The sequence below is a fragment of the Nocardia sp. NPDC058176 genome (assembly GCF_042883805.1).
In the GTDB taxonomy this organism is placed as follows: domain Bacteria; phylum Actinomycetota; class Actinomycetes; order Mycobacteriales; family Mycobacteriaceae; genus Nocardia.
Window position 1 is genome coordinate 17,665 of sequence record NZ_JBHVVA010000014.1, and the last position, 12,653, is coordinate 30,317.

Consider the following 12,653-nt stretch of genomic DNA (forward strand, 5'->3'; position numbering starts at 1 on the left):
GGGGGTGCGATCGCGACGCCGCTCGAGGGCGAGGGGGTATCGCACCACGTTGGTGCGTCCACCCACCGACTCGGCCGGCCCCGCCGCGGTTCTAAAGTGAAATGGACGCCTATCGGACTCTCGAGCTTCGAGTCGCCGCGGAAGGAGACGCCCCGTGACCCCATTCGACGGTCTGTCGTGTACCGCGGCCTCGGCCGATCTCCCGATGCTCGGCACCGCGGCCCACGTCACCGGCTGGTTGTGCATCGAGCACCCCGGCGCCTGGGGTCGCGACGTGATCGGCGACGAGGTACTCGGCCCGGAGATCACCGCCGAACTGGCCGCGCGCACCACGGCCGCGCACGTCCGCCCGACCCTGATCCGCCGCCCCGGCCGCAACGAGTTCACCGGCACCCGCACGGTCCTGCTGGCCGCCTCGCGCCCGCAGGGTTCCTGGTGTGAGCGTTTCGAGATCACCGATCTGCGCGAACTGTTCGACATCGACCTGCACCTCGTCGACGGACCGGCCCCGGGAATCGGTGCCCCCGTGGACGATCCGGTGGTCCTGGTCTGCGCCCACGGCAAGCGCGACCAGTGCTGCGCGCGCCTGGGCCGCCCGATCGCCGCCGCCCTGGCCGCCGAGCACCCCGGCCGCGTCTGGGAGGCCTCCCACACCGGCGGCCACCGCCTCGCCCCCGCCGTCGTCCTGCTCCCCTCGGGCCTCACCTACGGCCGCCTGGACATCCCCGCCGCCCACGCCGCTCTCACGGCCGCCGAAGCAGACCAGGTCTCACTGACCGGCCTGCGCGGCCGCGGCTGCTACGACCCCATCGCCCAATTGGCCGAAGTGGCGGTGCGCCAGCAACTCCCACCCACCCCCATCGACGACCTCACCGTCCACCCTGACACCACCCCCACCACCGACCCGACCGTCGCGGGCACCGCCCTCGTCACCCATCGCGACGGCCGCCGCTGGCGCGTCACCGCCCGCACCGTAGCCGCCGCCCCGCGCCAAGCCAGCTGCAACGGCGCTCCCAAGCCGGCCACCTACTTGGAACCCGCAGCCGTAGAACAACTTCCCGACTTGTCGCCCGTCGAACATCCCGCCACGATCTGACCGCTCGGGGAGACGGCCACCGCACCGCGGCAGTGGACTGCCGAGGCCCACCGCCTCTACCACCGCAACCACCTCACCATCACCGCCCACCACCTCACTCTCGAACTCTGGCATCAAGATCATCAGGCTCTGGTGGCGGGCGGCTCTCGGCCGATGCCGCCACCAGAGCCTGATGATCAGCTGTCCAGGCTCACCAATGGGTGCCGGGGACCCAGCGGGCGGCGCGGCGAAGGGCGGTGCCGGTGACCTTGCGGGCCTTGGAGGGGGTGGGGTGCTCGCGGGGTGTGGCCGGCTCGGGCTGAGGGGTGGAACCGGCCTCGGGGGTCGATTCGCCCTTGGCGGCCGGGGAATCGGGGAGGGCGCGGTAGTAACGGTGCAGGATGCGGTCGCGGAGTTTGGGGGTGATGATGCCGCCGTACTCGGCGATCGTGCCGAGGGGGACGTCGATGCGCTTGGGGCGCTCGGTGAGGGCGCGGACGATGGTGCCCGCCGCCCACTCGGGGGACTCGGAGGGGCCCTGGTCGCCGCTGGGCGTGATCATCGGAGTGCGCACCAGCGGCATGTGGATGGTGGTGAAAGTGACACCGTCGGCGAGGGTTTCGACGGCGGCGACCTCGGTGAACTTGTCCAGCGCCGCCTTGCTGGCGAGATAGGCGGAGAAGCGCGGGGTGGCGACCTGTACGCCCGCGGAGGAGATGTTGACGATGTGGCCGAAGCCGCGCTCGCGCATCTGCGGTAGCAGCGCCAGGGTCATGCGCAGCGCGCCGAAGTAGTTGACCGCCATGGTGCGCTCGTAGTCGTGCAGGCGGTCGGTGGAGCGGTGGATGGCGCGGCGGATGGACCGGCCCGCGTTGTTGACCAGCATGTCGACGTGGCCGTGCTGGTCGAGGATGGTCTTGACGGTCGACTCGACGGATTCGGAATCGGTGACATCGCACTGGTAGCCGTGGGCGTCACCGCCCGCGTCGAGGATCTCGGTGACCACCGCGGCCAGTTCGTCACCGCGGCGGGCGAGGAGGAAGACCGAGGCGCCCTTGTCGGCGACCGCGAGCGCGGCGGCCCGCCCGATCCCGGACGACGCGCCGGTGATCACGACATGCCTGCCGGTCAGATCGCGTCGCCGCCGCCCACCACGGCCTTGTTCAGCTGGAGAAACCTGAGACATCACTGCTCCTTTGCAGCTCGTTCCCTATGAACTTACTCCAAAGTAAGTTCGGGAACCAGGTCCTTCGAAAAACTCGAAAATATGTTCGAATGCCTCTCGCCAACATTCGAACATATGTGCGATACTGAACCCATGGCGGACGATCGGATGGCGGACATCTATGCCGCGGTGCGGCTCGGCGGATTCGACCCGGAAGCGGCGCGCAGAGCGCTCACCAAGCTCTGGGACGACATAGGGGAAGGCGGCGACCCGTTGCATCGCTGCGTGATCGCGCACCACCTGGCGGATGTGCAGGACCAGCCGGATGACGCGTTGCTGTGGGATCAGCGGGCGCTGGCCGCGGTGTTCGGGCCCGGCATTCCGCTGGACGAGGGCCTGCGCGGCTTCCTGCCCTCGCTGTATCTGAACCTGGCCGACAGTCACCGCCGCGTCGGTGATTTCGAGATGGCGCGGATGCAGCTCGTCATCGCGCGCGGGCATCTGGACGTGCTCGCCAACGATGCCTACGGCGCGGTGATCCGCGCGGGTCTCGGCCACGTCGAGGCGGCGCTGGAGCTGCGGTCGATGGAGCGGTTGCCCGCGAATTGAGCGCCTGGCGCAGGGGGAAGGTGGATGTGATGCGGGGGTCGTGAGAGGAGCGGGCGCGTGGGCTGGAGCAACGGTCCGCCGACCTGGTCGGAACTGGAACGGGTGCTCTCGGGCAAACCGAGCCGTCGCCCCGCCGAGGAAATGCATCCCGGCGACGGCGGCGACAGCCCGGCCTGGTCGCGCAAACGAGGTGCGTACCAGGCGGGCTCGCTCGACCGCCCCGCCGAGCCGACCGTGCCTTACGCGGAATTACACGCCCACTCGGCCTACAGTTTCCTCGACGGTGCGAGCCAGCCGGAGGAGTTGGTGGAAGAGGCGGTACGCCTCGGCCTCGAAGCGCTCGCGCTCACCGATCACAACGGGTTCTACGGGACCGTCCGGTTCGCCGAGGCGGCAAGGGAATACGGAATGCCAACGGTTTTCGGTGCCGAACTGTCACTGGGAACCGATGCGGAGGCGGCGCCGGGTCGTGGGGATGCGACCCGGCGCCGTTCTGTTCGCCCCGCCCGGGGATCCGGCGAGGGTGCTGCCGATGGCGGCGATGTGCGTGGCCTCGATGTGCTGGGTGAGGGCGCTGCCCGGCGCGGACACCGGGGTGCCACGCGTGGCGAGCTCGCTGGTGCGTCGGGCACGGATGCCGGGCACGCGCGTGCGCCGGATTCGATGCCGCGCACGGGTTCTCCCGATCCGGCCGGTCCGCATCTGCTGGCGCTCGCGCGGGGGCAGGAGGGGTATCAGCGGCTGTCGCGGGAGATCTCGGCCGCGCACATGGCGGCGGGGGAGAAGGGGGTGCTGCGCTACGACCTGGACACCCTCGCCGCGGCGGCGGGCGGGCACTGGCACATTCTCACCGGGTGCCGGAAGGGCCACCTGCGCGGCGCGCTCGAGCAGGATCTCGCCGACGGCGCCACTCGGCTGCCGAAAGCCGAAGCGGCCCTGCGGGATCTGGTCGAGCGCTTCGGCGCGGATCGGGTGAGCGTCGAACTCACCCATCACGGCATCGCCACCGACGACGAGCGCAATGCCTACCTGGTCGCCGTGGCCGATCGTGTCGGCATCCCGGTACTGGCCACCACCGGTGCGCATTTCGCGTCCCCGGCCCAGCGCCGCCGCGCCATGGCGCTGGCCGCGATCCGGTCGCGCAGCAGTCTCGACGAGATGGCGGGCTGGCTGCCGTCCACCGGGGGCGCGCACCTGCGCTCGGGTGCGGAGATGGCTCAGCTGTTCGCCGAGCACCCGCACGCGGTGCGCAACGCGGTGGAGCTGGCTCGGGCGTGCGCGTTCGACCTGCGCCTGATCGCCCCCGAACTGCCCCCGTTCGACGTGCCCGACGGCCACGACGAGGACTCGTGGCTGCGCGACCTCACGATGCGCGGCGCCGCCGAACGCTACGGCCCGCCGGAGCGGAACCCGCAGGCGTACCGGCAGATCGAGCACGAACTCGCGGTGATCGAGAAGCTGACGTTCCCCGGCTACTTCCTGGTGGTTCACGACATCGTGCAATTCTGCAGGAACAACGACATCCTGTGCCAGGGTCGCGGCTCGGCCGCCAACTCCGCGGTCTGCTACGCCATCGGCATCACCAATGTCGACCCGGTGGGCAACGACCTGCTGTTCGAACGCTTCCTGTCCACCGACCGCGACGGCCCGCCCGACATCGATGTCGATATCGAGTCCGACCGCCGCGAGGAGGCCATCCAGCACGTCTACACCAAGTACGGCCGCGACTACGCCGCCCAGGTGGCGAACGTGATCACCTACCGTGGCAAGTCCTCGGTGCGCGATGCCGCACGCGCACTCGGTTTTTCCCAGGGTCAGCAGGACGCGTGGAGCAAGCAGGTGAGCCGCTGGTCGGGTGTCGCCGCCGAGACGGGCACCGACATCCCGCCCGCGGTCCTCGAACTCGCCGGTGAACTCGACGGTCTGCCAAGACATCTGGGCATCCACTCCGGCGGCATGGTGATCTGCGATCGGCCGATCGCCGACGTGTGCCCGGTGGAGTGGGCGCGGATGGCCGGGCGCAGCGTGCTGCAGTGGGACAAGGACGACTGTGCCGTAGTGGGTTTGGTGAAGTTCGATCTGCTCGGGCTCGGCATGCTCTCGGCACTGCACTACATGATCGACCTGGTGGCCGAGCACAAGGGCGAGAAGGTCGAACTGCACGAGCTCGATCTCACCGAAGCCGGTGTCTACGAGATGCTCTCGCGCGCCGATTCGATCGGGGTGTTCCAGGTGGAGTCGCGCGCGCAGATGGCGACGCTGCCCCGGTTGAAACCGCGCGAGTTCTACGACCTGGTGGTGGAGGTGGCGCTGATCCGGCCGGGACCGATCCAGGGCAACTCGGTACATCCCTACATCCGCAGGCGCAACGGAAAGGAGGAGGCCACCTACGACCATCCGGTGCTGAAGAAGACCCTGGAACGCACCTACGGCGTCCCGCTGTTCCAGGAGCAACTGATGCAGATGGCCATCGATCTCGCCGGATTCACCCCCGCCGAAGCCGACCGGCTGCGCCGCGCCATGGGCTCGAAACGCTCACCGGAGAAGATGGCCCAGCTCAAGGACCGGCTCTACCAGGGCATGCGTGACCTGCACGGAATCACCGACGAGACCGCCGATCGCATCTACGAAAAGCTCTACGCCTTCGCCAATTTCGGCTTCCCCGAGAGCCACTCGCAGAGCTTCGCCTCACTCGTCTTCTACTCCGCGTGGTTCAAGCTGCACCATCCCGCCGCGTTCTGCGCCGGCCTGCTGCGCGCCCAGCCGATGGGCTTCTACTCCCCGCAATCCCTGGTCGCCGACGCCCGCCGCCACGGGGTGAAAGTGCACACCCCCGACATCAATGCCAGCCGCGCCGAACCCACCCTGGAGAACGCGGGCACCGAGATCCGCCTCGGCCTGTCCGGCGTCCGCCACCTCGGCACCGACCTCGCCGACCGCATCGTCGCCGAACGCACCGAACACGGCCCCTTCGCCTCCATGCTCGACCTCACCGGCCGCGTGGAACTCACCGTCGCCCAAACCGAATCCCTTGCCACCGCCGGGGCATTGAACACTTTGATCACCGATGGCGAGCCCCGCGTCCCCGAACCCCGGAGTGGTCGGTCTGGCCGTGCCGAACCGCGTGGCGCTGATTCCGGTGGTGGTGAACTCGGCGATGCCGAATCCTTCGGTGTCGAATGCGGCGGTGACCTGCTGGGTGACGGCGCGTCCGGCGGAGCTGAACTCAGTGGCGCCACAGCACCCCGCACCGTCGGACCGGCAGCCGCCCGGCGGGCCGCACTGTGGGCGGCGGGGGCAGCGGCGCAGGAGCGCTCGAGCCTGCTGCCGGGGACCGGTCCGGCCGTCGCGGCACCAGCCCTGCCCGGCATGACCGCGCTCGAACTGGCCGCCGCCGATGTCTGGGCCACCGGCATCTCACCCGACAGCTATCCCACCGAATTCCTGCGCGCGCACCTGAATTCGCTCGGCGTCGTCCCCGCCGCCGACCTGCTGCTCGTCGAGGACGGCGCCCGCATCCTGGTCGCCGGCGCCGTCACCCACCGCCAGCGCCCCGCCACCGCCGCCGGAGTCACCTTCCTCAACCTGGAAGACGAGACCGGCATGGTCAACGTGGTCTGCTCGGTCGGCCTGTGGACCCGGTACCGCCGCCTGGCCCAGAGCGCGACCGCCCTGATCATCCGCGGCCGCGTCCAGAACGCCGAGGGCGCGGCCAGCGTCCTCGCCGACCACCTCGACCACCTCGACCTGCGCATCGTCGCCCGCTCCCGCGATTTCCGCTGAAACGTCTGCCCGGGAACAGCCTGCGCCTACCTCGCTGACGAAAACGGAAGTGCGCACTACGCTGCGAGCATGCGCAAGCTTGCCGTGGTGATGATCGGGTTGCTCGGACTGCTGTTCGTGGCCGGGTGCGGGGCCGACAGCGAGGACAGTGGGGGAGCTCAGGCGCCGACGATGTCGCCGCCTGCCGCCGCGGTGGCGCCGGGGTTCCGGGAGAACGCACCGGCCAAGGACAGTCCGGCCCCGGCGAATTCGGATCGCAAAGAGGTGATCACCGGCTCGATCGACGTTTCCGCCGCCGATCCGATCGCCGCCGCCGCGACCGTCACCGACCAGGTGACCGCCGTAGACGGCCGGATCGACAGCCGCACCGAACAGCCGGGCACCGACAAGCGCAACGCCAGGGCGGTGCTCAGTGTGCGGGTGCCCGCGGACAAGACCGATGCCTTCATCACCGGCCTCGGCGGGGTCGGCACCGTCACCAGGGTCAGCACCAACCGTGACGACGTCACCATGCAGTGGCAGGACCTCGACGCCCGCATCCGCGCCCTGCAGTCCTCGGTCGACCGGTTGCGCGCGCTCATGGCGGGCGCGGCCAACACCGCCGACCTGATCGCCGCCGAGGAGGCGCTGGCGAGCAGGCAGGGCGAACTCGACAGCCTCACCGCACAGAAACGCTCCCTCGACGATCAGGTCGCCCTGTCGACCCTGACCATCACTCTCACCGCCGACGAGGACCGCGCCCCCGGCGACCCCGACAACTTCTGGGACGGCATCGTCTCCGGCTGGCACTCGCTGGTCGACTGGCTGAAGGACGCGGTCGTGTTCACCGGCAAGGCGTTGCCATGGCTCGGCTTCCTCGCCGTGATCGGCGCGGCCCTGTGGGCCCTGGTGCGCCTGGTTCGCGGCCGCCGTCGCGGGTCGACCGCGAAGCCTGCCCCGACCGCACCCACCGCACCCACCGCCACGGCGACACCCGCGGCCACGGCGACACCCGCGGCCACGGCGACACCCGCGGCCACGGCGACACCCGCGGCCACGGCGACACCCGCGGCGACGGCTGCGCCCGCCGCCGCGACCGAGACCGCAGCTCCCGGGGCAGCCGGGACCAGTTCCGCCGGCGCTACCGCATCCACGCCGAAGCCGGATACCGGTGCGGCGGGAAAGCATTCGGCATCCGAGAAAGGAAAGGGAACCAGCGGTGCCGACGGTGCGGGCGACGATCAAACCGAACAGCCGTAAAGGCCCCCTCGTCGAAGTCGCCGACGACGGCACCCTCACCCTCTACGTCCGCGCCCCCGCCGTGGAGGGCAAGGCCAACAAGGCCGCCATCGAACTACTCGCCGCCCACTTCGGCGTCGCGAAGTCGTCGGTGCGCCTGTCCGCGGGCGCGACCTCCCGCTTCAAACGCTTCGAGATAGACACTTGAGCGCTGGCACGCTATTCGCCGTCGGGCGTGATCAGCTGCAACCGTGGGAAATACGTCCGGAATCGAGCGGAATCACGGGTGAGTAGCCGATAGTTCGCGACTGCCGCATGCGCGCCGATGTAGAAATCAGGAAGCGGGCTGCGCTTTTCCCCGCCCCGCCGGCGGTAGGCGACGAATGCCTTGCTCGCCACGAATCCAGCCTGGAAAGGCAACGGAACCCGTTCCAGCTCGGACTCGGGTATCGCGGCGTCCAGATCCTCGATGGTGTCGAAGCCACCGGCGACTTCGGCATAGATGATCGGGTTGATGACTGTCAGCCCCGCGTCCCGCGCTTCGGCCAGCGCGTCGTCGGACCAGTCCGCCCACTTCGGATCATCGGTGAGCACATCGAGCAGCACACAGGAGTCCACCAGGGTGACAGGTTGCTGCTCGGGAGCCAGTCGCAATGCTCGACCGCTAGTCGCCACGGAACAGATCCATCAGCTCATCAGTGCTCATCGTGGTCGTCGCCCGGCCGCGCATATGTCCCGTCAAACGCTTTCCCCGGCGTTCGGTGCCTTCGCGGCGCACGATTTGCAGGACGTTGCCGACCTCGACGACCTCGACCTCGTCACCCTCCTCGAAGGCGTACTTTCGTCGTAGCTCGGCGGGAATCGTCACCTGCCCTTTGCTGTTCAGCCGCACGGCACCAGCACCTCCACTATCGGTTTCGACCTGACACGTATTACGTGCGATACGTGTCAGATCATACGCCGGAGCCGGTCACACCGCCCCCGGAAATCCCAGCTGCCGCCACGCCTCGTACACCGTCACCGCCGCCGCGTTCGACAGGTTCATCGACCGCCGCCCCGGCAGCATCGGGATGCGCACCTGGTCGGTGATCGCCGGGTCGGCCAGCACCTCGTCGGGCAGGCCGGTGGGTTCGGTGCCGAACAGCAGGGCATCACCGTCGCGATAGGCGATGTCGGTGTAGCGGGTGGTGGCCTGGGTGGTGAAGGCGAACACGCGGGTGGGGGCGATCGCGGTCCAGGCCGTGGCCAGGTCGGGATGCACGGTCACCACCGCGAGGTCGTGATAGTCCAGGCCGGCGCGGCGCAGCTTGGACTCGGACAGGTCGAAGCCGAGCGGCTCGATCAGATGCAGCGCACAGCCGGTACCGGCGGCGAGACGGATCGCGTTGCCGGTGTTCGGGGGAATCACAGGATTGTGAAAGATCAGATGCAGCACAGCGGATCACTCTCCCATGTGGCTGTGCGCCCGCCCGCAGGCGGCATCTGGAACAATCGGGCCCGTGAACAAGGCGGAGACCACCGGCAGGCACCGGGTCGTGCGGTTGAGCGCGGGGGAGCAGTACCTGCGCAGTCACCTGCCGATGACCGTGGTGAGCGCGCTGATCGTGGTCGCGATCGTGTTCGTGGTGTGGGATCGCTGGCGCCGCGGCGCCCTCATCTTCGGCAGCGCCGCCCTGGTCGCCGCCGCTTTCCGTCTCTGCCTGCCGACCGTCCAGGTTGGCCTGCTCGCCGTCCGCAGCAAGCCCTTCGACGTCGCCGCCCTCACCGCCCTCGGCAGCGCCATCGTCTTCCTGGCGGCCACCATCAACACCCTCGGCGTCAACTGAGCTGCTGGACGGTTGATCACCACGCTCTCAGGTGAGTATCGGCCGAGAAGCGAACGCCACCACAGCGTGGTGATCAATGGTCCAGATCGGAGCTAGGCGGTTTTGTGGTCCCAGAGGCTGCGGTGGCCTTTGGCGCCGTAGCGGTCGCGGGCCTGGCTCGGGGTGATCGTGGTGGCGGTGGCCGGTTCCCCTGAGCGGGCGTGGGCGGCGAGGATCTGGCCGGTCATCGGGGCGATGTACGGCGCGGCCTTGATCAGGCCCAGGTTGTCGCGGCGCGAGGTGAACCAGGCGAGGGCGGAGGCGGGCAGGCGGACGCCGGGGCCGATGATCCGGGGCAGGTCGAAGCGGCCGAGTTCGCGCATCCAGATCGGCAGGGTCGCGATCGTGGCGAGGGACAGCAGCCGGCTGCCGATCGCGAACGGCAGACCCTTGCTCGGCGGGGTCCACAGCAGGTAGTGCATGCCGCGCACCGCGCGCTCGGAGGCGCACAGCTGCGGGCGGACCCGCTCGAAGTACGCGCGCACCTCCTCACGCGAGCGCGGGACGTCGGCGGGCTTGCAGGTCTGCAGCTCGGCGGCGATCACGCATTCGGCCCAGTACCGGTCCTCTTCGGCGGGGCTCAGCGGGCCCGGCCCGTACATCTCGTAGGCCTTGAGCACCGAATGCCAGCCGGTGACGTGGATCCACAGCTGCGAATCGGGATTGTTGGCGCTGTAGCGCTTGCCGCTGATCGGTTCGATGCCCGTCATCGAGGCGTGCACGGTCATCAGGTGTTCGGAGGCCTGGATGGCGGTGCGTCCGTCGCCGAGCGCGACCAGCAGGAAGTACGACAGCGTGTGGTCGAGGCGGGTCCGCGGGTTGTTGTAGATCCCGTCGGAATCGGCGACCGCGGCGGTCAGGAAGGGGTCGAAGTGTTCGAGGGTGACCGCGCGCTGGAACCCGATCAGCGCGGTCGGCGCCGCCCACACCTTCCAGCTGGGGGAATCCGGTCCGAAGAAGCCGTAGTCGTCACGACGCAGGGTGGTCGGGTCGAAGGCCATGGCACATGCTCCTTTGCAGTGCTGAGGCGAACCTCGCAGTTGAATACAACGCAACCGTAGCAATGGATCGAAATGAATACAACGGTTGTGTAGGATTTACTGCGATGGGCCGCGATCCGGGCCCGGTATCGTCGGGACAGTGGAGGGAGGCGCGCGCGTGACCGCAACGCAGGAGCAACGGCCGCGCCGTCGCTACGCCCCGCGCCTGCCCCCGCACGAGCGTCGCGCCCAGCTGCTCGACGCCGCGTTCACCGTGCTCGGCCGGATGGAGCTGCACGAGCTCAACATGGAAGCGGTCGCGCAGGAGGCAGGCGTCGGAAAACCCGTGCTGTACACGGTGTTCAAGACCCGCGCCGAACTGGTCGAGGCGCTGCTGGAACGCGAGAGCGAACGCGGACTCGCCCAGATCGCCGACACCCTGCCGGAGAACCTGACCGGTACCGATCCGATCGAGGCCGCCTTGGCCACTGTCGAAGCGTTCGTCGGTGTGGCACTGGCGAATCCGACCCGCTGGCGGCTCATCCTCGCCACCCCGGCGAGCGCGCCCGACGAATACCGTGCCGCGCTGCGCGCTTCCCGCGACGAGATCCTCGCGCGCGCGGAATCCCTTGTCCGCGTGGGCATCGCGATGCTGCCGCGCTGGTCGGCGATGGACGCGGCACTCCTGGCGAACTCGACGCTCACCGTCGCGGAGATGCTGGGGCGACTGGCCGTCAACGAACCCGAGGAGTATCCGCGTGAGCGGCTCCAGGACTACGTGCGGTCGATCGTCACCCTGCTGGCGGGCACTGCCAAGCGCTGAACACCCCTGCGGTTCAGCGGTTCTCCCGCGCCAGGCGCATGGTCTCGGTGAGCAGCTTGGCCACCGCGGCGGCCTCGGTGAGGAAGCCGTCGTGCCCGTCGCGCGAGTGCACGATCTCGAGTCCGGCGCAGCCGGGCAGACCCTCGGCCAGCTCGGCCTGGGTGTGCAGCGGGTAGAGGCGATCGGAATCGACGCCGCCCACCACGCACGGCACCGACGTCGAGGCCAGCGCGGCGGCGACGCCACCCCGGTCGCGACCGATGTCGTGGCGGTTCATGGCCTCGCTGAGCAGCACATAGGTGGCCGGGTCGAAGCGGTTCACCAGCTTCTCGGCCTGGTGCTCGAGGTAACTCTGCACCGCGTAGCGGCCGCCCCGCCACGGGTCCTCGTCGCCCTGGGGACGATTGGTGAAGCGGTGGTCGAGTTCGCCCTCGGTGCGGTAGGTCAGGTGCGCGATGCGGCGGGCCAGGCCCATGCCGGTCGTCGGCGCGCGGCCGGTGCCGTGATAGTCGCCGCCCTGCCAGTCGGGGTCGGCCGTGATGACGGCCATCTGGGTGGTCTGGGTGCCGATCTGATCGGCGGTGGCCCGCGCGCCGACGGCGAGTACCAGCGCCGCCGCGACCCGCTCCGGCTTGTCGATCATCCACTCGAGCACCCGCATGCCGCCCATCGAGCCGCCGACCACCGAGGCCAGGCGCTCGACCCCGATCAGGTCGAGCAGCTGTGCCTCGGCGGTCACCTGGTCGCGAATGGTCAGCTCGGGGAAACGCGAACCCCACGGGCGGCCGTCGGGCGCGATCGAGGACGGCCCGGTGCTGCCCTTGCAGCCGCCGAGCACGTTGGTGGCGATCACACACCACTCGTCGGTGTCGATCGGCGCGCCGGGGCCGATCATGCCCTCCCACCAGCCGGGCTGGTCGTTGTCGGCACTGGTGATGACGTGCGAGTCGCCGGTGAGGGCGTGCTCGACGAGCACCACATTGTCCAGGGTGGGCGAGAGCTCACCCCAGCGTTGCACCGCCAGCCGCACATCGGGGACGACGGCGCCGTTCTCCAGCGCCACCTCCCCGATGGCGACCACGCCGAGTCGCCCGTCCGGCGGCGGCAGGGCCACTCCGGTTCCGGGACGGGCGAT

Annotated in this window: 13 protein-coding genes; 7 read left to right on the forward strand and 6 right to left on the reverse strand. The window is 69.5% G+C overall.

The features are described 5' to 3' along the window. Window positions 1-205: 205 nt before the first annotated feature. On the forward strand, window positions 206-1,096 hold the full coding sequence (locus ACFVVM_RS33965) for a sucrase ferredoxin (protein ID WP_387626850.1): 891 nt from the start codon (window positions 206-208) through the stop codon (window positions 1,094-1,096). A 190-nt stretch (window positions 1,097-1,286) separates the two neighbouring features. Here the strand turns inward: ACFVVM_RS33965 and ACFVVM_RS33970 are convergent, their stop codons facing one another. After that, on the reverse strand, window positions 1,287-2,261 hold the full coding sequence (locus ACFVVM_RS33970; protein ID WP_387626725.1) for an SDR family NAD(P)-dependent oxidoreductase: 975 nt from the start codon (window positions 2,259-2,261) through the stop codon (window positions 1,287-1,289). Between the two features lie 132 nt (window positions 2,262-2,393). On the opposite strand from ACFVVM_RS33970, the gene ACFVVM_RS33975 reads away from it, so the two are divergent. The 4 genes from ACFVVM_RS33975 (at window position 2,394) to ACFVVM_RS33990 (ending at window position 8,058) form a co-directional block, all read left to right on the forward strand. Then, window positions 2,394-2,849, forward strand: a complete 456-nt coding sequence (locus tag ACFVVM_RS33975) for a hypothetical protein (protein WP_387626727.1) — start codon at window positions 2,394-2,396, stop codon at window positions 2,847-2,849. A gap of 57 nt (window positions 2,850-2,906) precedes the next feature. Continuing rightward, on the forward strand, window positions 2,907-6,632 hold the full coding sequence (locus ACFVVM_RS33980) for an error-prone DNA polymerase (protein ID WP_387626729.1): 3,726 nt from the start codon (window positions 2,907-2,909) through the stop codon (window positions 6,630-6,632). Window positions 6,633-6,701: 69 nt separating this feature from the next. After that, entirely contained in the window at window positions 6,702-7,871 is a 1,170-nt protein-coding gene (locus ACFVVM_RS33985; protein ID WP_387626731.1) for a DUF4349 domain-containing protein, read from the forward strand. Continuing rightward, window positions 7,831-8,058 (forward strand): DUF167 domain-containing protein, encoded by a 228-nt coding sequence (locus ACFVVM_RS33990; protein ID WP_387626733.1) that lies wholly within the window; start codon window positions 7,831-7,833, stop codon window positions 8,056-8,058. Before ACFVVM_RS33985 ends, ACFVVM_RS33990 begins: the two co-directional genes overlap by 41 nt. 11 nt (window positions 8,059-8,069) lie before the next feature. Here the strand turns inward: ACFVVM_RS33990 and ACFVVM_RS33995 are convergent, their stop codons facing one another. The 3 genes from ACFVVM_RS33995 to ACFVVM_RS34005 all read right to left on the reverse strand — a co-directional run bounded on the left by ACFVVM_RS33995 (window position 8,070) and on the right by ACFVVM_RS34005 (window position 9,285). Further along, entirely contained in the window at window positions 8,070-8,525 is a 456-nt protein-coding gene (locus ACFVVM_RS33995; protein WP_387626735.1) for a type II toxin-antitoxin system VapC family toxin, read from the reverse strand. Further along, window positions 8,515-8,742: an AbrB/MazE/SpoVT family DNA-binding domain-containing protein gene (locus ACFVVM_RS34000; RefSeq protein ID WP_387626737.1), complete on the reverse strand. Its 228-nt coding sequence runs from the start codon at window positions 8,740-8,742 to the stop codon at window positions 8,515-8,517. The genes ACFVVM_RS33995 and ACFVVM_RS34000 overlap by 11 nt, the downstream gene beginning before the upstream one ends. 78 nt (window positions 8,743-8,820) lie before the next feature. Beyond that, window positions 8,821-9,285 carry a tRNA (cytidine(34)-2'-O)-methyltransferase gene (locus ACFVVM_RS34005; RefSeq protein WP_387626739.1) on the reverse strand — a complete coding sequence of 155 codons (465 nt, stop codon included), beginning with the start codon at window positions 9,283-9,285 and terminating at the stop codon, window positions 8,821-8,823. Between the two features lie 145 nt (window positions 9,286-9,430). On the opposite strand from ACFVVM_RS34005, the gene ACFVVM_RS34010 reads away from it, so the two are divergent. Further along, window positions 9,431-9,676: a DUF3017 domain-containing protein gene (locus tag ACFVVM_RS34010; RefSeq protein ID WP_387626853.1), complete on the forward strand. Its 246-nt coding sequence runs from the start codon at window positions 9,431-9,433 to the stop codon at window positions 9,674-9,676. Between the two features lie 92 nt (window positions 9,677-9,768). On the opposite strand, the gene ACFVVM_RS34015 is transcribed toward ACFVVM_RS34010, so the two are convergent. Then, entirely contained in the window at window positions 9,769-10,716 is a 948-nt protein-coding gene (locus tag ACFVVM_RS34015; RefSeq protein ID WP_387626741.1) for an oxygenase MpaB family protein, read from the reverse strand. Window positions 10,717-10,873: 157 nt separating this feature from the next. Between ACFVVM_RS34015 and ACFVVM_RS34020 the strand changes: the two genes are divergently transcribed. Further along, a complete protein-coding gene (locus tag ACFVVM_RS34020; protein ID WP_387626743.1) occupies window positions 10,874-11,518 on the forward strand; it encodes a TetR/AcrR family transcriptional regulator in 645 nt (214 codons plus the stop codon). Between the two features lie 13 nt (window positions 11,519-11,531). Here ACFVVM_RS34020 and ACFVVM_RS34025 read toward each other — a convergent pair whose 3' ends face one another. Then, entirely contained in the window at window positions 11,532-12,632 is a 1,101-nt protein-coding gene (locus ACFVVM_RS34025) for a homoserine O-acetyltransferase (protein ID WP_387626856.1), read from the reverse strand. Window positions 12,633-12,653 lie beyond the last annotated feature (21 nt).